We start from the raw sequence: 18,511 nt of genomic DNA, 5'->3' as shown, positions 1-18,511 counted from the left end.
ACCCCCCGCACTCGCACCCGCGACGATGAAGATCCTGTTCGTCCACCAGAACTTCCCCGGCCAGTTCCGCCACCTCGCGCCCGAACTGGCGCGCCGCGGCCACCAGGTCACCGGCCTGGGCAGCCACAAGCCCGACCACCTGCTGGCCGGTGTGGAGCACCTGCTGCACCAGCCCAAGGCCGGGGCCAGCGCGGTGGCCAAGACCGAGCCGGGCCTGGCCGAACTGGAGACCAAGCTGGTGCGCGGCCGCGCGGTGGCCGCGCTGCTCGAGCAGCGCAAGGCCGACGGCCAGGTGCCCGACGTGGTGTTCTCGCACCCCGGCTGGGGCGAGGCGATGTTCCTGCGCGACGTGTTCCCGACCGCGCGGCTGCTCAGCTATGCCGAGTACTACTACGGCGGTGACACCGGCGACCTGGCCTTCGACCCCGAGTTCAGCCGCCCCACGCCCGAGGCGCGCCAGCGCGCGCGGCTGAAGAACACCCACCTGCTGCACGCGCTGAGCGTGTCGGACGCCAACCTCTCGCCCACCGAGTTCCAGCGCGACCAGCACCCGGCCTGGGCCTGGCCGCGCATCAGCGTCGTGCACGACGGCATCGATACCGCCAAGTTCGCGCCCAACCCCAAGGCCAGCGTGCACCTGCAGCGCCAGGGCGTGGCGCTCACCGTGGGCCAGGAGACGGTGACCTTCGTCGCCCGGCAGCTCGAGCCGTATCGGGGTTATCACATCTTCATGCGCGCGCTGCCGATCCTGCAGAAGCTGCGGCCCCATGCGCGGGTGGTGATCGTCGGCGGCGACCAGGTCAGTTACGGCGCCGCGCCCACCAACGGCAAGACCTGGCGCCAGACCTTCCTCGACGAGGTGGCGGCGGGGCTGGACATGGGCCGGGTGCACTATGTCGGCCGACTGCCGCATGCGGTGCTGACGCAGCTGATGCAGGTGTCGGCCGCGCACGTGTACCTGACCTACCCCTTCGTGCTGTCGTGGTCGCTGCTCGAGGCCATGAGCATCGGCTGCCTGATCGTCGGCTCGCGCACCGCGCCGGTGGAAGAGGTCATCCAGCATGGCCACAACGGCCTGCTCACCGATTTCTTCGACCCGCAGGCGCTGGCCGAGACCATCGCCCATGCGCTGGAGCACCGCGCCCAGATGGCGCCGCTGCGCGAAGCCGCGCGCCGCACGGTGGTGGAGCGCTTCGACCTGCAGGGCCACTGCCTGCCGAAGCTGGTGGACTTCACCCTGGGTGGCTGAGCGCAGGCCGCCCGCCGGCGCGCGGCGGGCGCCCGGTGATCAGGGCTTGGCCAGGTACTCCTGCACCGTGTCCCAGGCGGCCGTCTGCAGCGCGGTGGCCACGTCGGCCGGCAGGCCGGCGGTGTAGGGCAGGCCGACCGGCGACTTGCGGAACAGCGTGGCGTACACGGTGCACACCGACAGGTAGGTGCCGGCCAGGCTGGGGTGGCGCTTGTCGGGGTCGTACAGCTCGACGTCGGGGCGGCGCGAGATGGCCTTGGCCCAGGCCAGGCCGGCCGGGATGACCAGCGCATCGCTGGCGTTGCCGGCCAGCGTGTACTGCTCGGCCAGCGTGGCCGTCATCTCGGGCTTGTCCTTGTAGGCCCAGGACATGAACAGCACCGGGCGCACGCCGTCGCGCACCAGCGCCTTGGAGAACTTGGCCACCGTGCCGTGGAAGGCGTCCTTCAGCTTCGGGTGCACGGGGCACTGGCTGCAGTCCATCATGATCGCGGCGTCGTACTGGCGGCCCGCCTTGTTGAAGCGGATCTCGTTGTCGCCGACGAACGAGTAGCGCCCCAGGCCGTCGGGCCGCAGCAGCGATTCGATGTCGTGCCAATCGAGGCCGGCGCCGCTCAGCGTGGCCGAGGTGCTGCGCATGCGGGCGCCCGTGCCGGCCGAGCTGACCAGCCGGCCGAAGTGGTTGTGCATGCTGTTGTTGAAGTAGAAGAAGCTGTTGCCCACCCACAGCAGCGACTCGGGCGCGGGGCCGGGGTCGGTGCGCGTGGGTTTGGTCTGGGCCTGCGCGGCCTGCAGCGGCAGCAGCGCGGCCAGCACCAGGCTCAGCAGCGCGCCGATGGCACGGCGCTGGAATCGAAAGGTGGACATGGGCGGCGGGTCTCCCGGGTCTGGGGTCAGGGGTTGGGTGCGGCGAAGTCTATCGCCTCGGTCGCGCGGCAGCGCAGCATCGCCGGGCGCGCCGCCGGGCCTGGGCGCCGGCCCGCCGCACCGCCACAATCGACAGCAGGGCGGCGGGTGGCCGTCCCCGTGTGTGCAGGAGCAGACGATGCCGACGATCCAGTCCGTGAAGTCCATGGTCGACGAGGCCCTGGCCCAGATCACCACCCATTCGGTGGACCAGGCCCTTGCGCTGCACGGCCGCGACGACGTGGTGTTCGTCGACCTGCGCGACGTGCGCGAACTCGAGCGCGAGGGCACCTTGCCCGGCGCCTTCCATGCCCCGCGCGGCATGCTCGAGTTCTGGGTCGATCCGCAGTCGCCGTACCACAAGCCGGTGTTCAACCGGCCGGGGACGCGCTATGTGTTGTTCTGCGCCGGTGGATGGCGGTCGGCACTGGCGGCCCTGACGCTGCAGCAGATGGGGCTGCAGGGCGTGTCCCACGTCGGCGGCGGCTTCAGCGCCTGGAAGGCCGCCGGCGCGCCGGTGGGCAGCCTGCCGCCGCGCCACACCTGAGCGGGCTTGCGGCTGGCCGGCCCGGCCTGTTGGTCAACCGCTGGTCACGAGCTTGTGGCCGCTGAGGCTGCCGTAGCGCTCGAGCACGTCGATGACGCGCTGGGGCTTGTAGGGCTTCACGATGAAGCCGCTGGCGCCCATCGACAGCGCCTTGCGCACGTTGTCCGGCGAGCTGTTGCCCGAGACCATCGCGATGAAGGCTGAAGGATGGCCGGAGCGGATGGTCTCCAGCACCGTCAGCCCGTTCTGGCCCGGCATGTCGATGTCGAGGAAGGTCACGCGCGGCAGCAGCTGGCGCCAGAGCGCCAGCGCCCCGGTGCCGTCGCGCACCTCGCGGATGGTGATCTCGGGGCACGACTGCCGCAGCAGCGACGCCAGGATCTCGCGCGACGCGCCGGTGTCGTCGGCGATCAGCACATCGCAGCGGTGTGTCGGGGCACTTTCCGGCGCCGGGTCGCCGTGCGCGACCAGGGGGTGGTCGGCGGCCGTGGTCATTCTGTGTTCTCCAGGGATTGGCGTGCCGCGTCCAGCAGCATCGCGCAGCGCAGCTGGGCTTCGTCGAAGCAGTCGGCGGCAATGGCCGCTTCCACGGGCTGGGCCAGCCGCGTGAGTTGCGGAAAGCCCACCGAGCCGGCCAAGCCTTTGAGGGCATGCACCTGCCCGCGCAGCACGGCCCATTGCTGGCCGGCGAGGGCCTTCTCCATCGAGTCGATGACTCCGGGCAGATCGGCCCGGAACTCGGCGGCCAGGCGCTGCAGCACTGCGGTCGTCTTGTCGTGGGTCTGCGGCGCATGGTCGCCGTCGGCCAGGGTTTTCAGGTGGCGTGCCATCAGGCTGTAAAGGCGGCGGCGGTCGATTGGCTTGCCGGCCGCGTCGGTGCAGCCGGCCCGGCGGTAGCGCTCGAGGTCAGAGCGCATGACGTTGGCCGTGAGCGCGACGATGGGCCCCGAGTAGCCCGATGCACGCAGCAGCTCGGTGGCGGCCACGCCATCCATCACCGGCATCTGGATGTCCATCAGCACCAGGTCGAAGTCGCCGCCCAGCGCTTCCTCGAAGGCCTTCTCGCCGTCGTCGACGATGGTCAGCTGCGCCCCGGTGGCCTCGACCAGTGCACCGATCAGGCGCTGGTTGTGCAGGCCGTCCTCGGCCAGCAGCACATGGCCCTGCAGCGACGGGATCCAGCCGTCCTGCTCAGCCGCATGCGCATCGCGAGAGCGGGTGAACACGCCCGGGTCGTCGATCAGGGGCACGTCCGGCGGGTCGCCCTCGACGCTCAGGCACAGCGCGAAACGGCTGCCCTCGCCGGGCACGGCCCGCACCTCGATGGTCGCGCCCATGCGCTCGGCGAGCTGCTTGCAGATGTACAGGCCCAGGCCGGTGCCGCCGAAGCGCCTGGTGGTGGACACGTCGGCCTGGGCAAAGGGGCGGAACAGCCGGTCGATCTCGTCGGCCGTCATGCCGATGCCGCTGTCGACCACGGCGATCTCGAGCCGGCGGCCGGGCACGTCGTACAGCACCTCGATCTCGACCGCGCCGGTCTCGGTGAACTTCAGCGCGTTGCTGCAGAAGTTCACGATGATCTGCTTGAGCCGCACCATGTCGCCGCGCACGCAGCAGGGCACCGGCAGGTGCGGCACCACGTGGAACTGCAGGCCCTTCTCGCGGGCGCGCGGGCCCATCATCGATTCCACCTCGTCCAGCAGCTCGGCCAGAGAGACGTCCTGCACCTCGAGCTCCAGGCCGTCGGCCTCGATCTTGGACAGGTCGAGGATGTCGCTGATCAGGTCGAGCAGGTGGCGGCCGTTGCGCAGGATGGTGTTCAGCGCCTCGCCGCGGCCGATGGCGGTGTTGCGACGGTCGAGCAGCAGTTCGGCAAAGCCGATGATCGACGTCAGCGGCGTGCGGATCTCGTGGCTCATGTTGGCCAGGAAGGCGCTCTTGGCGCGGTCGGCGGCGATGGCCTGGTCGCGGGCGGCCAGCATCTCGGCGGTGCGCTCGGCCACCGCCGTGTCCAGCCCGACGATCAGCGTCTGCAGTTCGACGTTGGTGTCGAACAGCTCCTTGCGCAGCCGCATGGCATCGGCCTCGGCCGCCCTGCGGGCGCTGCGCTCGGCATCGAGCATCGCCTCGGCGTCGAACACCGCCTGGTCGTTGTTCATGTTCATCGTGAGCCTGAAAGGAAGATGCCGGTGCCTGGCAGGTGCGTGCCACTTCGGAGGGTTATCGACCTTCCCACGGGCCGACTTGAGGACGCACGCACAATGGCCAGCACGCCCGACGGGGCGCCTCCGGGAGCACCGATGACCGACAGCCGCCGTTTCGTGACAGGGCTCATGCTCGCCCTGCTGCTCGCGGGGCCGTGGGTCGGCGGGGCCCGCGCCGCTGCGTTGCGTGTGGCCAGCGCCTTCGACCCGCAGACGATGGACCCGCACGCGCTGGCGCTGCTGTACCACTCGCGCATCGCCTTCCAGGTGTACGAATGCCTGGTCAACCGCGACGAGCGATTTGCCATCGAGCCCTCCTTGGCCGTGTCCTGGCAGGCCGTCGGCCCCACCACCTGGCGCTTCAAGCTGCGACCCGGCGTCAAGTTCCACGACGGATCGGCCTTCACCGCCGACGATGCGGTGTTCTCGATCGAGCGCGCGCTGGGGCCGGGCTCGCAGCGCTCGTTCACGCTCAAGGGGCTGGTGGCGGTGAAGAAGGTCGATGCACTGACCATCGACTTCCAGCTGGCCACGCCCGATGCGGTGTGGCCCGACAAGCTGATCTACGTCGCGATGATGAGCAAGGCCTGGGCCAGCACCCATGGCGTCGAGCGCGCGCAGGACTTCAACGCCAAGCAGGAGACCCATGCCGTGCGCCACGCCATGGGCACCGGCCCGTACCGGCTGGCCCGCTATGAACCCGACGTGCGCACCGTGCTCGAGCGCCATGCCGGCTGGTGGGGCGCGTCCGATCCGCGCACCGGCAATGTCGACAGGGCCACGTACATTGCCATCAAGTCCGACGCCACGCGCCTGGCGGCGCTGACCAGCGGCGAGGTCGACCTGGTGCTCGACCCGCCGTTCCAGGACGTCGCCCGGCTGAAGACCGACCCGCGGCTGACCGTGCTGTCCGTCACCGACATCGGCACCCAGTACTTCACCTTCGACCAGGCACGCGACGAGCTCGTCCAGGGCGACGTGAAGCACCGCAACCCCTTCAAGGACCGGCGTGTGCGCCAGGCCGTGGCGCATGCGCTGAATGTCGAGCTGATCGTGCAGAAGGTGCTGCGCGGCCAGGCCGTGCCCACCGGCTCGTTCGTGTCGCCGCTGGTCGACGGCCACCTGCCCGAGCTGGACAGGCGCATCCCCTACGACCCGGCCCGCGCGAGGGCGCTGCTGTCCGAGGCCGGCTACCCGCAGGGCTTCGGCGTGACGCTCGACTGCGTCAACGTCTTCTACCGCGAGGCGGTGTGCCAGGCCGCGACGGCCATGCTGGCGCAGGTGGGCATCCGCACCAGCCTGCGCAGCTCGCCCACCAACCAGTTCTTCCCCAAGCTGAGCCAGGGCACGGCCAGCTTCATCGAGTTCGGCTGGACCCCCACGAGCGACGCGTGGTCCACGCTGAACGCCTTGTTCCGCACCTGGGATTCGGGTGGCGGCGGCACCTTCAACGCCGGCCGCTACAGCAACCCCCAGCTCGATGCGCTGATCGACGCGGTGCGCACCGAGCCCGACCTCACCCGGCGACGCGCCCGCGTCGGCGTGGCCCTGCGCCTGATCGCCGAAGACCTGCCCTACATCCCGCTGTACCGCCGCACACTCAGCTGGGGCATGGCCAAGTCCGTCAAGGCCGTGCAATGGCCGAACGACACGATGGAACTGCGCTGGGTGAAGGTGAACTGAGGGGTCGATCTCCGCCGACGACGGCCGCCGGCCGCGCCCGCATGCAGGTGGCCGAGCCGGGCAGGTCAGGGCGCTGACGCGGCCGGGGCGTCGGTTGCCAGGGCCGGCGCACCCGGCGGGGCGCTGGCCAGCGCGGCGGGCGGTGCGGCCATCTGCACGGCGCCGTCGGCCGGGATGCGCTCCACCCAGCCACCGGCCAGCCATTCGGCATACAGCCAGTCGCTGCCCTGCCGCAGCACGCCGCTCGGCGCCTCGGCGGGCGGGGCCACCGGCACGCCCTTCAGCGCCGCGCCCATGAAGTCGATCCAGATCGGCAGCGCCAGTCCGCCGCCGGATTCGCGCTCGCCCAGGCTGCGCGGGTCGTCGTGGCCCATCCACACGGCGGCCACCAGCGTGGATTGATAACCGACGAACCAGGCGTCCACCGCGTCGTTGGTGGTGCCCGTCTTGCCGTACAGGTCGGGCCGCTTCAGCAGGGCCTGGGCGCGGGCGGCGGTGCCGCTGCGGGTGACCTCGTTCAGCAGGCTGGCGGCGACGAAGGCATTGCGTTCGGGGATCGCCCGTGTGGCGTCGGTGAGCGCGGCGGGCGGCCCCGCCTCGAACAGCACCTTGCCCTGCGCGTCGGTGATGCGCTCGATGACCACCGGGTTCAGGCGCCAGCCCCCGTTGGCGAAGGTGGCATAGGCCTGGGCCATCTGCATCGGCGTGACGCTGCCGGAGCCCAGCGCCAACGTCAGGTTGTCGGGCTGGCGCGCCGGGTCGAGCCCGAAGCGGCCGGCCCAGTCGCGCACCGGCCCCACGCCCACCTGCTGCAGCAGTCGCACGCTGACGAGGTTGCGCGAGCGGGCCAGCGCCTCGCGCAACGTGAGCGCACCGTCGAACTGGCCGTCACTGTTCTGCGGGCTCCAGCCGTTGGCGGCGGTGAAGGGCAGGTCGTCGACCCGCGTGGCGGGCATCACGCCGTGTTCCAGCGCGGCCGAGTACAGCAGCGGCTTGAAGCTCGAGCCTGGCTGGCGCCAGCCTTGCGTGGCGTGGTTGAAGGGCTGCCGGGTGAAGTCGAAGCCGCCCACCAGCGCGCGCACGCGGCCGGTCTGCGGGTCCAGCGCCACCAGCGCGGCCTCCACGTCGGGCCATTGCGCGATGGTCCAGCCCTTGCCGTCCTGCGCCACGCGCAGCACCGAGCCGCGCTCGAGCTTCAGCGGCGCCTTGGCCTTGGGCTGCAAGCCCGGCAGCGCCCAGCGCAGCCCGGGGCCGGACAGGCTCACGCGCTCGCCGCTGGCCAGTTGCACGCGCAGTTCGGTGGGCGAGGCGGACAGCACGATGGCCACGCGCAGCGTCTCGTCGTCGCGGTGGTCCTTCAGGGCCTGGGCCGCGGCGCGTTCCAGGTCGGGGCCGTCGCCGGAGGGCAGGCGCTCGTGGTCTTCCGGGCCGCGCCACGGGGTCTTGCGGTCGTAGGCCAGCACGCCGCGTCGCAGCGCGGCATGGGCGGCCTGCTGGTCGGCGGCGCGCAGCGAGGTGACCACGCGCAGGCCGGTGGAGTAGGCGTCGGTGCCGAAGCGCTGCACCACCGCCAGCCGCGCCATCTCGGCCACGTGCGCGGCGGCCACCGTCTGCTGCAGCGGCGAGCGGATGTGCAGTTTCTCGGCCCGCGCGGCCGCCAGCTGGCGGTCGTCGATCACGCCGGTGGCGTGCATGCGGTCCAGCACCGTGCGCATGCGCGCCTGGGCGCGCTCGAGGTTGGCCACCGGGTTGGCGTAGTAGGGGTTCTTCGGCAGACCGGCCAGCAGCGCCGTCTCGGCCAGCGTGAGCCGGTCCATCGGCTTGCCGAAGTAGGTCTGCGCCGCCGCCGCGAAGCCGTAGGCCCGCTGGCCGAGGAAGATCTCGTTGAGGTAGATCTCGAGGATGCGGTCCTTCGACAGCGCCTGTTCCACCTTCAGCGCCAGCACGATCTCCTTGGCCTTGCGCTCGGCCGACACCTCGCGGGTGAGCAGCATGGTGCGCACCAGTTGCTGCGTGATGGTGCTGGCGCCTTCCAGCCGGCCGCCCGACAGCAGCTTGAACACCGCGCGCGCCATGCCCCGGGGGTCGACGCCCGAATGCTCGCGGAAGCGCGTGTCCTCCACCGCCACCACCGCCTGCTGCAGCAGCCGGGGCGTCTGCGCCAGCGGCACGTACTGCCGCCGCTCGGCGCCGAACTGCGCGATCTCCACGCCATCGGCCGTCATCACCTGCAGCGGCAGCTTCGGGCTGTAGTGCACGATGCGGTCGATCGGCGGCAGGTCGAAGGCTGCCGCGGCAGGCGCGGTGGCGAGCGCGGCGGCCAGGACGGTGGCCAGGGTGGCGGACCACCGCAGCGCCGTCGGCCAGGGTCGTGGTCCTGGGGAATGCATCGCCCGGATTATCCCGGGCTGGTGCGCGCCTGCCAGTCGCTGTGCAACAGGCCGTACAGCGCGCTGTCCGACACCTCGTCGCCGACGATCCAGCGCTCGCGCAGGTGGCCCTCGCGGAGGAAGCCCAGGCGCTCGAGGGTTCTCGCCGAGGCGGTGTTGCGGGGGTCGACGTCGGCCTCCACCCGGTTCAGGTGCATGGACGTGAAGCCGTGGTCCAGCAGGGCCGTCAACGCCTCGTGCATGCAGCCCTGGCCCCAGGCGGCCGAGCCCAGCACATAGCCCACCTCGGCACGGCGGCAGGGGGCGACCAGGTTGAACAGCGTGCAGGTGCCGATGAGGGCGCCGTCGTCGACGCGTTCGATGCCCAGGCGCAGGTGCTCGCCGTTGGCCATCGCCGCCTGGTCGCGCGCGATCATCTCGTGCGCCGGCTCCACCGTGGTCCAGGGCGGGGTGCTCCAGTACCGCATCACCCGGGCGTCGGAGAAGATGGCCCACAGGCCCGGCGCGTCGCCGTCGCGCAAGGGGCGCAGCAGCAGTCGCGCGGTGGCCAGCCGAACGCCGTCGAAGGTGGGCATGGGACGCGGCGGCTCGTGGCGCGGGTGGCCGTGCCGATCAGTTGCGGAAGCCCGGATCGGTGCGGTCCAGCTTGCGCAGCAGCGCCGGCCAGGCGATGTTGGCGCCCATGCCCGCGGTGGCCACCTTCATCACCGCGCCCAGGCCTTCCACGATGCGTGGGTCGACCTGGTGCAGCGGGCCACCGGCCTGGGCATCCACCTGGATGCGGCAGGTGTTCTCGAAGGTGTACATCGACAGCCAGGCGTCGGCGATCGTCGGGCCCACGGTGAGCAGGCCGTGGTTGCGCAGCATCAGGAAGTTGGCGCGGCCCAGGTCGGCCTGCAGGCGCGGCTTCTCGTCGTCGCGCAGCGCCACGCCCTCGTAGTCGTGGTACGCCAGCGAGTGCAGCACGAAGGTGGACTGCTGGCTGATCGGCAGCACGCCGCACTTCTGCGCGCTGACGGCCACGCCGGCGCGGCTGTGGGTGTGCAGCACGCAGCCGGCGTCGTCGCGCCCCTGGTGGATGCAGCTGTGGATGACGAAGCCGGCCGGGTTCACCGGGAACGGGGAATCGCTGAGCTTGTTGCCGGCCTGGTCCACCTTGACCAAGCTGGACGCCGTGATCTCGTCGAACAGCAGGCCGTAGGGGTTGATCAGGAACTGGTGCTCGGGGCCGGGGATGCGTGCGCTGATGTGGGTGAACACCAGGTCGCTCCAGCCGTACAGCGCCACCAGGCGGTAGGCCGCGGCCAGGTCGACGCGCAGCCGCCACTCTTCGGGGCTGACCTTGTCCTGCAGGGAGGGGATGTTCATGTCAGTACCGCCCGGCCGCCCGAAGGGACTGTCGCGCCCCTTGGGGGTAGCGAACGCAGTGAGCTTGGGGTCGTTTCATTTCAGGTCTCCTGGCTTGGGCTCTGGCGTGGCCCGTGGGGTGGGGCGGCGGCGACGGCGGCGGCCGGCCGGGGTGGCGCCCATTCTCTTCGCGTCGGCCGATTCCGTCTCGTCGAGCACCGATTGGGCGTCGGCGACGATGCGCGCCAGCCGGTCGGCCAGCTTCTCGGTGCTGAGCTGCTCACGGAAGCGCTCGACCATCAGCGCCAGCGCGACCGGGCTGGGCGCGCGCAGTTGCACCGCGTCGAGCCGCAGCGCGCGCAGGCGGGTCAGGCTGGCGGCCAGGTGGACCAGGTCCAGTTCCTGCGCCAGCACCTCGGCATCGGCCTGGCCGAGCAGGCGGTTGTCGGGGTCGTGCTTGCGGAACACCTCGTAGAACAGCCCCGACGAGGCCTGCACCTGCCGCGTGCTCTTGGGCGCTCCGGGGTAGCCGGTGAACACCAGGCCCGACACGCGGGCGATCTCGCGAAAGCGCCGCAGCGCCAGCTCGCTGCTGTTCAGGCTGGCCAGCACGTCGACCAGCAGCGCCGGGCCGCCGTCGAAGGCGCTGCCGTCGACCAGCGTGGCCAGGTCGATCGGCTCGGCCGCCAGCAGCTCGAAGCCGTAGTCGTTGATGCCGATGCTGAAGGTGTTGGGCCGGTGCCGTGCCAGCCGCCAGCCCAGCAGGCTGGCCAGCCCCAGGTGCACGTGGCGGCCGGCGAAGGGGTAGACGAACAGGTGGTGCCCCTCGCGCGAGCGGAACTGTTCCACCAGCAGCGTCGTCGGCGTGGGCAGGTGCGACAGCCGCGCCTGCGCGTCCAGCATCGGCCGCGCCGAGCGCAGCTCGGGGTCGACCGAGTCGCCCGCCCAGTCCACCGTCTGAACGCCGGCCAGCACCGCCAGCGTGGCCTCGGCCAGCTCGCTGGACAGCGGCATCTTGCCGCCGGCCCAGCTGGGCACGATGCCGCGCCGGCCGGTGGCCTTGCGCACGTAGGCCACCATGTCCTGCGTGCGCACGTACTCGAGCACGCGCCCGCCGAAGACGAAGTGGTCGCCCTTGTTCAGCCGCGCGATGAAGCTCTCTTCCACCTGGCCCAGCGAGGCGCCGCCGCTGGCCGCCTGCGACCACCACTTCACCAGCATCGACGATTCACCGACGATGGTGCCCACCTGCAGCCGGTGGCGCATGGCGATGGCGCGGTCGACCACGGTGAAGCGGCCGTCCTGCTCGACGACACGGTGGAACTCGGGGTAGGCGCCCAGCGAGCGGCCACCATGCACGACGAAGTCGAGCGCCCACTGGAACTCGTCGCGGGTGAGTTCGCGGTAGCTCCAGCTGCTGCGCACCTCGTCGAAGAGCTCGTCGGCGAAGAAGCCGCCGCCCAGGGCCACGGTGACCAGGTGCTGCACCAGCACGTCCAGCGGCTTGGCGGGGGCGTGCCGCGGCTCGACCTGGCCGGCGGCCACGGCGCGGCGGGCGGCCACCGCCTCGATCAGCTCCAGCGTGTGGGTGGGCACCAGCGTGATGCGGCTGGGCCGGCCGGGCTGGTGGCCCGAGCGGCCGGCGCGCTGCAGCAGCCGCGCCACGCCCTTGGCCGAACCGATCTGCAGCACCCGCTCCACCGGCAGGAAGTCCACGCCCAGGTCCAGCGACGAGGTGGCCACCACCGCGCGCAGGCTGCCGGCCTTCAGGCCCGCCTCGACCCATTCGCGCACACCCTTGTCGAGCGAGCCGTGGTGCAGCGCGATCTGGCCGGCCCACTCGGGCCGCGACTGCAGCAGCATCTGGTACCAGGCCTCGGCCTGCGAACGCACATTGGTGAACACCAGCGTGGGCCCACTGCGCTCGATCTCGGCGGCCACCGGCTCGCGCATCTGCGCGCCCAGGTGGCCGCCCCACGAGAAGCGGCCCGGGTCGGCCGGCAGCAGCGTGTCGATGACCAGGGCCTTGTCGATGCGGCCGCGCACCAGCCGTGGCGCCGGTCGGTGGCGCTTCGGGCCCAGCAGCATGGCCATCGCGCCCTCCAGGTTGCCCAGCGTGGCCGACAGGCCCCACACCACCAGCCGCGGGTTCCAGCGCGCCAGCCGTGCCAGCGCCAGCTGCACCTGCACGCCGCGCTTGTTGCCCACTTGCTCGTGCCATTCGTCGACGATCACGGTGTGCACGGTGCCCAGGCGATCGCGCGCATCGGCGCGGGTGAGCAGCAGGCTCAGCGATTCAGGCGTGGTGACCAGCGTGGTGGGCAGGCGGCGATCCTGCCGGGCGCGCTCGGCGCTGGCGGTGTCGCCGGTGCGCAGGCCCAGGGTCCAGCGCGGGGCCAGCTCGGGCAGTGGCAGGGCCAGCGCACGGTGCGTGTCGGCGGCCAGCGCGCCGCCGCTGGGCGTGCTGTGGCTCACGCCGATGCGCGCCCAGCCACACGGCGTAGGTCTTGCCGGCGCCGGTGGTGGCGTGCAGCAGGCCGCTGCGGCCGGCGGCCATGGCCTGCCAGACCTCGCGCTGGAAGTCGAACGGTGTCCAGCCCCGGCTGGCAAACCAGCGTTCGGCCTCGGCCCAGGGCGGCTGCATGTGCCGATTATTTGCGCACGCTCAGCGCCGGTGGCACGCAGGCGACGCCGGCGGTCCGGCGGCGCGCGGAGAATGGGCATTGCGGCTGCGTCGCCGCGCCCCTGCACAGGCCATGGCCACTCGGCACCCTCACCGCGGAGAACCCCACCGGCTGCACTCGCTGATGGAGTGGCGCGCGCTGGCCGAGATGGCCGTGCTGCCCTATGCCACGCCCCTGCTGCTGACGGCACCGCACGGCGACGGCCACCCGGTGCTGCTGATGCCCGGCTTCATGGCCGACGAGGCCACGCTGCTGGCGCTGAAGCTCTTTCTTGGCAGCCGCGGCTACGACGTGCAGAGCTGGGGCTTCGGCCGCAACACCGGCTTCCACCGCAAGCATGCGCAGGCGCTGGAGCAGAAGATCCGCTACCTGCACCACCGCAGCGGCCGCAAGGTCAGCCTGGTGGGCTGGAGCCTGGGCGGGGTGTTCGCGCTGTACGCGGCGCACCAGGCCAGCGAGTGCGTGCGCTCGGTCATCACGCTGGGCAGCCCGGTGAGCGTCGACCCCGAAGGCAGCCAGTCGCCGCCGCTGCTGAAGACGCTGTACCGCATGGTGGCGCACCCGATGGGCCCGTCGGTGCACGTGATGCAGCCGCGCGCCAAGAAACTGCGCGAGCGCGTGGTGCCGCCGGTGCCGACGAGCTGCCTCTATTCGCTGGGCGACGGCGTGGTGCCGCCGCAGGAGGCCACCATCGACGGCGACCCGGCCATGCACGAGAACATCCGCGTCATCGGCAGCCACACCGGCCTGGGCTTCAACGCGATGGTGCTGTGCGTGGTGGCCGACCGGCTGGCCCAGCCCGAAGGCCAGTGGAAGCCCTTCAATCCGGGCGGGCTGGCCGGGGCGGCTTATCGCTGGGTGGCCGGGGCCGCGGCGCCCGTTTAGGCGCGGCGGTCGCAGTGCGGGCCGGCCGCGGGGCCCTGGACCGCGGCGCTTGGCTCGCCGATGTCGTGGCAGCCGCCCGAGCCAGCGCCAGCAGTTCCTGGAAGCTGTCGCGCAGCGCCTGCGCGAACACCTCGGGATCGGGCATCAGCTCGCGGCACGAGGTGGGCGACAGCACCACGCGGCCGTCGTACACGGTGAGCGCGAACACCAGGCCCATGCCGTCGGCGATGGGCAGGATGGTGGACTGGTAGGTCATGCGCGCCCCGCACAGGTACTGCGGCCCGGCCGGGCCGGGCAGCGGGGTGAGCGTGCAGTGGGCCAGCGGCGGCACCGGCGCGCGGCCACGGCGGCCCTTGGGCACGGGCGGCGCCGAGGTCTGTGCCTGGATCGAGGCCAGCCGCTGCACCGGGTCGGCCAGGTCGGTGCCCAGGGCCACGCGCAGCCAGGTGCGGTCGCGCAGGTGGATGGCACTGCCGGCCGGCAACGCCCGGGGGGCGTTGGCCACCAGGCTGTGCTCGGGCAGTTCCACCTGCGCGTCCAGGTACAGGCGCAGCGCACCGCCGCACACCGCCAGCACCGCGTCGTCCAGCGTGGCCCCGGGCACCAGCGCGCGGATCTCGTCGAACTCGCTGACGAGGAAACGACGCGTGTCGAACACCCGGTGCGGCGAGACGACCGAATTGAAGCGGGTGACGTTGGCCGCATCGGCCAGCAGGTGGCCACGCACCAGGCCCAGCACCGACGGCATCACGTGGGCCACGGGCCGGGACCAGCGCGAGGGCGAGCGCAGCGTGCGCAGGGCGCCGCGCAGCGTCACCGCCATGCGGCTGGGCGGCGGCTCAGCGAACCAGGGCGCCGGCGGCGGCGGCGCCGGCGGCGTGGCGCTGGTGTCGTGCAGCAGCGGGGTCAGCTCGCCCACGTGGGCCACGCCGACGGCGGCCAGGTGCGTCTTCACCAGCAGCGCGAAGCTGCCTTCGGGCAGGTCGAGGAAGCTGTCCAGGCCCTCGATGACGTAGATCTCCCACAGCGGCCGGTTCAGGTCGAGCGGGCGCGCGTGGATGCGCGAGGCCTGGATGCAGAACTGCCGCCAGTCGCCCGGCTTGGGCAGGGCGATGTGGCGGACGTGGTATTCGAGGTCGAATTGGTCGTCCTCGACCCAATAGGGCCGGTCGAGGTCGAGCGGCACCCGAAGCAGCTTCTGCCGGAACATCGGCGCCCGGTCGAGCCGGCCGGCGATGTGCGCCAGGATGCTCTTGAAGCGCACCTTGCCGTCCGGCGCCGTGGACTGGTCGTAGATGTGCAGGAGGCTGACGTTGGCATTGGCGTGCGTGGTGTCGGACCACAGCACGCCGGCATCGTGACCGCTGAGCTGGTGCATCAGGCGAGCCTAGCAGGCGTCACGGCGGCCACCAGTGGGGTCACCACCGGGTGGCCAGCGATGCCGTCGTGGCACCGGTCGTGGCGCCGGTCGTGGCGATCAGGCCTCGGCGCCGGCAGCGGCCTTGGCGACGCGCGGCTTGCGCGTGGCCGGCTTCACCGCGGCCTGCGGCGTGGCCTTGCGGGCGGCACGCACGGCGCGGGTCTTCTTGGAGGCGATCACCTCGCCCAGGTCGGCGGCGGCTTCCTTCATCGTGGCCACCGCGCGGCGGGCGCGCACGGCCGGCTTGCGCGCGGCCACCTTGGCGGCACGACGGGCCTTGGCCGCCGGCTGCGGGCCGGTGGCGGCCGTGGCCAGCATCACCGCGCCTTCGGCCAAGCGGGCCGACAGCGCCAGCGCCACCTGCGCGCCGGCCATGCTCAGGCGGGCGGCGGCCTTCAGGCCGTTGGCGACCACGGGCTGCTCGAAGCGCGCGACACGGTCGGCGGCCTTGCTCACCTGCGTGGCGGCGGTGGTTGAGCCGAACTCGATGACCTCGTCGGTCTTGGCGGTGACCTTGTCCAGGCCCTTGGTGGCCAGCTCGGTGACGCGGCCATTGACGTTCTGCAGGCGCTGGCTGACGGCCGGCGCGAAGCGCTCGGCGCGCGGGTACACGCTGCGGTCCAGGCGCTTGTTGACGGCACCGATCAGGCGCATGCCGCTGGCGCGATAGGCCTCGACGGTCTGCTCGGCGGCGTGGCGATAGTTCTCGATGGTCTGCAGGGTGACGCTGCGGAGGGAGGCTTGGGCCATGATGGACCTTTCGTGGAACGGGTTGAAGCGAAACCGGAGCCTGCGGCGTGCCACGGTGGGCGGCGCGGGGCAGGGCGATGACGACAGTGTGGCGACAGAGTTCTAGGCAGCGAAACCCAAAACCGGCGTCGAAATTAGGCTGTGCACCCGAATGTCGGGGGCTTGAAATGGCGTGTCCGACGGCATCGGCAGCCGGGGGGGGGGCGAGGGCCGACGCGTGGCCGTGCGGTCGGCAGACCCGCAGTGCTGGACGCTCCGTTGAGGCGTCAGGATGCGATGCCGGGCGCCAGGGCGCGGCCAGACCATCGCCCGGCACGCGCGGCGCGGGGCGCCGTCAGCGCACCCCGCTGCAGTCGGCCCCCAGCCACCGCCCGGTGACCTCGGCCCGGTGGGTCAGCGTCTTCCTGCCGCCGATGCGCACGATCGACCCCTTGATGCGGTCCGGGCGCTCCAGCGTGAACGCGGCGTGCATCAGGCTGCCGTCCTGGCAGGTCAGGTCCATCGACCAGCGCTTCTCGCTCGACCGGCCACCGTCCTTCGGCCGGCACGGGTCGTCCTCGATCGTGTCGGGGCCGTGCACGAACGGTGTCAGGTCGGGTTTGGTGATGCAGGCGCGCACGACCGTCGGCGCACGGCTGCCAGCCAGCGAGGTCGACACCTCCCAGACGCCGAGCCGCAGGCTGAAGGGCTGGGCGGCGGCCGACATCGACGCCAGGGCCCATCCCGTGGCGAGGGCAAGTTGGCGGAATCCGGCGTGTCGCACCATGCAATGCTAGTCACCGGTGCCTGTCCGAGGCGTGGAATAAGCACGCGAACAGGCGCTCGCACAGCAGGCAGTCTCGAAGTCCGGCCCTGCCGCCGAGGCCGGTCGGGCCCCGGCCCGCCAGCGCGCGCCAGCGCCGGTGACCCACGGCGTTGGAGGTACGCTGTGCGCCAGCACACGGGTCACCCCAGCCATGGCGCGCATCCTCATCGCCTTTTCCACCGTCGACGGTCACACGCAGGCGATCTGCGAGCGGCTCCGCGGGCTCCTGCAAGCCCGCGGCCACGGGGTGACGCTGGCCTCGCTGGGCGAGGCGCCGGTGCCCGACCCGCAGCGCTTCGACCGCGTCGTCGTCGGGGCCAGCATCCGCTACGGCAAGCATCGCCCGGCGCTGTACGAGTTCATCGGCCGCCATCGCCGCGCGCTGGACGACCGTCCCTGCGCGTTCTTCTCGGTCAACGCGGTCGCCCGCAAGCCCGCGAAGGCCTCGCCGCAGACCAACCCCTACATGCGCGGCTTCCATCGCGCGACCTCCTGGCGGCCGCCGCTGATGGCGGTGTTCGCCGGCAAGATCGATTACGCGCGCTATGGCCTAGTCGACCGCCAGGTCATCCGGCTCATCATGTGGCTGACCGGCGGGCCCACCGGTGCCCACGACTGCGTCGACTTCACGGACTGGGCCGCTGTGGACGCCTTCGGCGAGCAGGTGGCCCGCCTGGCGCCCGACGCCATGGCACCGCCATGAGGCCGGTCAGCCGGACGCCGAACGGCTGGCCCGAGCCTTTTGCCGCAGCGCGGTCGCCGGATGTGGCGCGGGCAGCGGCGCGGCGCTGACGATCCACCCTTCCAGCGGGTCGACGTCGGCGGGCAGGCCCCACCCGGGCTGGGCCGCCGCCCAGGCCGCCTGCAGCAGGCACAGCACCGCGTCCAGCGCGTCGCCGCTGGCGTCACCGGCCAGCGCGTCGCGCTGCGCGGCGCTGAGCTTCAGGCGCAGGCCCAGGCGGCTGCGGCCCTGCTCGAGCGCATCGACCAGGTCCTTGCGGGCGATCAGGCGCTCGGGCGTCTGCTTGGCGCGGTCGTCGCTCTTGTAGGAGCGCGGCCCCAGCACCTCGCGCGCCAGCAGGCCGGGGTAGGCCTCCAGCGCCACGCGCGGCGGCGGTGCGGATGGCGCCGGCTCGTGGGCCGGGCACCAGGCCCGGGCCGCGCGCAGCAGCGGCAGGCCCGCATGCAGCATGTAGGCCACCGGAGGGTTCACCCACTTCATCGACGGGCTCGAGCCCGCCGGGCCGTCGCAGGCGCGGTGCGCGAACTTGCCGCCCACCGGCCGCGCATCGCAGAACGCGGCGAAGGTGTCGCGGATCTCGGGCCGCGACAGCGCCGCATAGTGGGCCAGGCACGCCGCCCAGTCGGTGGACCAGCCCAGCGTCTGCACCAGTTCGCGCGGCAGGCCGAAGGGCAGGTCGAAGCCGCCGACCCAGGCCGGCGTGGCCCGCAGCCAGTCGCCGAAGGCGCCCAGCGACTCGAAGCGCTCGAGCCGCTGCAGTTGCAGCGCCGGGCCGCGGTGCTGGCCGATGGCCACGACCACCGGCTTGCGGCGCGTCGGGCTGGACGAGAAGTCGACGCCGATGAGCAGCGGTGCGGGCGTGTCGGCCGGCAGGGTTGGCGATGGCGGGGGCAGGAGGG

The 18,511-nt window shown here is 72.1% G+C and carries 15 protein-coding genes and 1 pseudogene; 5 read left to right on the top strand and 11 right to left on the bottom strand.

Annotated elements, in window-relative coordinates; genetic code table 11:
* The first annotated feature begins 25 nt into the window (after nt 1-25).
* A complete protein-coding gene (locus EOINJALH_RS25115; RefSeq protein WP_088285341.1) occupies nt 26-1,249 on the top strand; it encodes a glycosyltransferase in 1,224 nt (407 codons plus the stop codon).
* 39 nt (nt 1,250-1,288) lie between these two features.
* Here EOINJALH_RS25115 and EOINJALH_RS25110 read toward each other — a convergent pair whose 3' ends face one another.
* The gene (locus EOINJALH_RS25110; protein WP_088285339.1) at nt 1,289-2,116 is read right to left on the bottom strand and encodes a hypothetical protein; all 828 of its coding nucleotides are present in this window, start codon (nt 2,114-2,116) and stop codon (nt 1,289-1,291) included.
* Nucleotides 2,117-2,294: 178 nt separating this feature from the next.
* Here EOINJALH_RS25110 and EOINJALH_RS25105 point away from each other — a divergent pair, with 178 nt between their 5' ends.
* A complete protein-coding gene (locus EOINJALH_RS25105) occupies nt 2,295-2,702 on the top strand; it encodes a rhodanese-like domain-containing protein (protein ID WP_088285480.1) in 408 nt (135 codons plus the stop codon).
* 33 nt (nt 2,703-2,735) lie between these two features.
* Here the strand turns inward: EOINJALH_RS25105 and EOINJALH_RS25100 are convergent, their stop codons facing one another.
* Nucleotides 2,736-3,197: a response regulator transcription factor gene (locus EOINJALH_RS25100; protein ID WP_088285337.1), complete on the bottom strand. Its 462-nt coding sequence runs from the start codon at nt 3,195-3,197 to the stop codon at nt 2,736-2,738.
* Complete coding sequence (locus tag EOINJALH_RS33370; RefSeq protein ID WP_088285335.1) at nt 3,194-4,867, bottom strand: ATP-binding protein; 1,674 nt, start codon at nt 4,865-4,867, stop codon at nt 3,194-3,196. Before EOINJALH_RS33370 ends, EOINJALH_RS25100 begins: the two co-directional genes overlap by 4 nt.
* 135 nt (nt 4,868-5,002) lie before the next feature.
* Between EOINJALH_RS33370 and EOINJALH_RS25090 the strand changes: the two genes are divergently transcribed.
* Complete coding sequence (locus EOINJALH_RS25090) at nt 5,003-6,589, top strand: ABC transporter substrate-binding protein (protein WP_158219890.1); 1,587 nt, start codon at nt 5,003-5,005, stop codon at nt 6,587-6,589.
* Between the two features lie 65 nt (nt 6,590-6,654).
* Here EOINJALH_RS25090 and EOINJALH_RS25085 read toward each other — a convergent pair whose 3' ends face one another.
* From EOINJALH_RS25085 to EOINJALH_RS25070, 4 genes and pseudogenes are all read right to left on the bottom strand, one after another.
* Nucleotides 6,655-8,979, bottom strand: coding sequence for a penicillin-binding protein 1A (locus EOINJALH_RS25085; RefSeq protein ID WP_088285331.1), 2,325 nt, complete (start codon nt 8,977-8,979; stop codon nt 6,655-6,657).
* Between the two features lie 8 nt (nt 8,980-8,987).
* Nucleotides 8,988-9,554 (bottom strand): GNAT family N-acetyltransferase, encoded by a 567-nt coding sequence (locus tag EOINJALH_RS25080; RefSeq protein ID WP_088285329.1) that lies wholly within the window; start codon nt 9,552-9,554, stop codon nt 8,988-8,990.
* A gap of 37 nt (nt 9,555-9,591) precedes the next feature.
* Entirely contained in the window at nt 9,592-10,347 is a 756-nt protein-coding gene (locus tag EOINJALH_RS25075) for a class II aldolase/adducin family protein (RefSeq protein ID WP_088285327.1), read from the bottom strand.
* A 75-nt stretch (nt 10,348-10,422) separates the two neighbouring features.
* Nucleotides 10,423-12,970 (bottom strand): annotated as a pseudogene (locus tag EOINJALH_RS25070) (ligase-associated DNA damage response DEXH box helicase).
* A 112-nt stretch (nt 12,971-13,082) separates the two neighbouring features.
* Between EOINJALH_RS25070 and EOINJALH_RS25065 the strand changes: the two are divergent.
* On the top strand, nt 13,083-13,895 hold the full coding sequence (locus EOINJALH_RS25065; protein ID WP_088285325.1) for a triacylglycerol lipase: 813 nt from the start codon (nt 13,083-13,085) through the stop codon (nt 13,893-13,895).
* Here EOINJALH_RS25065 and EOINJALH_RS33365 read toward each other — a convergent pair.
* From EOINJALH_RS33365 to EOINJALH_RS25050, 3 genes are all read right to left on the bottom strand, one after another.
* Nucleotides 13,831-15,273 (bottom strand): wax ester/triacylglycerol synthase domain-containing protein, encoded by a 1,443-nt coding sequence (locus EOINJALH_RS33365; protein ID WP_088285323.1) that lies wholly within the window; start codon nt 15,271-15,273, stop codon nt 13,831-13,833. The two genes, EOINJALH_RS25065 and EOINJALH_RS33365, sit on opposite strands and share 65 nt — an antisense overlap.
* A gap of 99 nt (nt 15,274-15,372) precedes the next feature.
* Nucleotides 15,373-16,065, bottom strand: coding sequence for a hypothetical protein (locus EOINJALH_RS25055; RefSeq protein ID WP_088285321.1), 693 nt, complete (start codon nt 16,063-16,065; stop codon nt 15,373-15,375).
* 334 nt (nt 16,066-16,399) lie between these two features.
* Nucleotides 16,400-16,771: a DUF3617 family protein gene (locus tag EOINJALH_RS25050; protein WP_158219889.1), complete on the bottom strand. Its 372-nt coding sequence runs from the start codon at nt 16,769-16,771 to the stop codon at nt 16,400-16,402.
* Nucleotides 16,772-17,021: 250 nt separating this feature from the next.
* Here EOINJALH_RS25050 and hemG point away from each other — a divergent pair, with 250 nt between their 5' ends.
* Nucleotides 17,022-17,573, top strand: coding sequence for a menaquinone-dependent protoporphyrinogen IX dehydrogenase (gene hemG, locus EOINJALH_RS25045; protein ID WP_088285317.1), 552 nt, complete (start codon nt 17,022-17,024; stop codon nt 17,571-17,573).
* A 6-nt stretch (nt 17,574-17,579) separates the two neighbouring features.
* On the opposite strand, the gene EOINJALH_RS25040 is transcribed toward hemG, so the two are convergent.
* Entirely contained in the window at nt 17,580-18,485 is a 906-nt protein-coding gene (locus tag EOINJALH_RS25040) for a DUF429 domain-containing protein (protein WP_088285478.1), read from the bottom strand.
* Nucleotides 18,486-18,511: the final 26 nt, after the last annotated feature.

It is taken from the genome of Ideonella sp. A 288 (assembly GCF_002198735.1).
Taxonomy (GTDB): Bacteria; Pseudomonadota; Gammaproteobacteria; order Burkholderiales; family Burkholderiaceae_C; genus Pseudaquabacterium.
This window is presented reverse-complemented; position numbering and strand designations above follow the sequence as displayed.

Bases quoted from the DNA above. Each gene is read 5' to 3' on its own strand.
- EOINJALH_RS25115 (WP_088285341.1), top strand. From the start codon at position 26: ATGAAGATCCTGTTCGTCCACCAGAACTTCCCCGGCCAGTTCCGCCAC.
- EOINJALH_RS25110 (WP_088285339.1), bottom strand. From the start codon at position 2,116: ATGTCCACCTTTCGATTCCAGCGCCGTGCCATCGGCGCGCTGCTGAGC.
- EOINJALH_RS25105 (WP_088285480.1), top strand. From the start codon at position 2,295: ATGCCGACGATCCAGTCCGTGAAGTCCATGGTCGACGAGGCCCTGGCC.
- EOINJALH_RS25100 (WP_088285337.1), bottom strand. From the start codon at position 3,197: ATGACCACGGCCGCCGACCACCCCCTGGTCGCGCACGGCGACCCGGCG.
- EOINJALH_RS33370 (WP_088285335.1), bottom strand. From the start codon at position 4,867: ATGAACATGAACAACGACCAGGCGGTGTTCGACGCCGAGGCGATGCTC.
- EOINJALH_RS25090 (WP_158219890.1), top strand. From the start codon at position 5,003: ATGACCGACAGCCGCCGTTTCGTGACAGGGCTCATGCTCGCCCTGCTG.
- EOINJALH_RS25085 (WP_088285331.1), bottom strand. From the start codon at position 8,979: ATGCATTCCCCAGGACCACGACCCTGGCCGACGGCGCTGCGGTGGTCC.
- EOINJALH_RS25080 (WP_088285329.1), bottom strand. From the start codon at position 9,554: ATGCCCACCTTCGACGGCGTTCGGCTGGCCACCGCGCGACTGCTGCTG.
- EOINJALH_RS25075 (WP_088285327.1), bottom strand. From the start codon at position 10,347: ATGAACATCCCCTCCCTGCAGGACAAGGTCAGCCCCGAAGAGTGGCGG.
- EOINJALH_RS25065 (WP_088285325.1), top strand. From the start codon at position 13,083: ATGGCCACTCGGCACCCTCACCGCGGAGAACCCCACCGGCTGCACTCG.
- EOINJALH_RS33365 (WP_088285323.1), bottom strand. From the start codon at position 15,273: ATGCACCAGCTCAGCGGTCACGATGCCGGCGTGCTGTGGTCCGACACC.
- EOINJALH_RS25055 (WP_088285321.1), bottom strand. From the start codon at position 16,065: ATGGCCCAAGCCTCCCTCCGCAGCGTCACCCTGCAGACCATCGAGAAC.
- EOINJALH_RS25050 (WP_158219889.1), bottom strand. From the start codon at position 16,771: ATGTCGGCCGCCGCCCAGCCCTTCAGCCTGCGGCTCGGCGTCTGGGAG.
- hemG (WP_088285317.1), top strand. From the start codon at position 17,022: ATGGCGCGCATCCTCATCGCCTTTTCCACCGTCGACGGTCACACGCAG.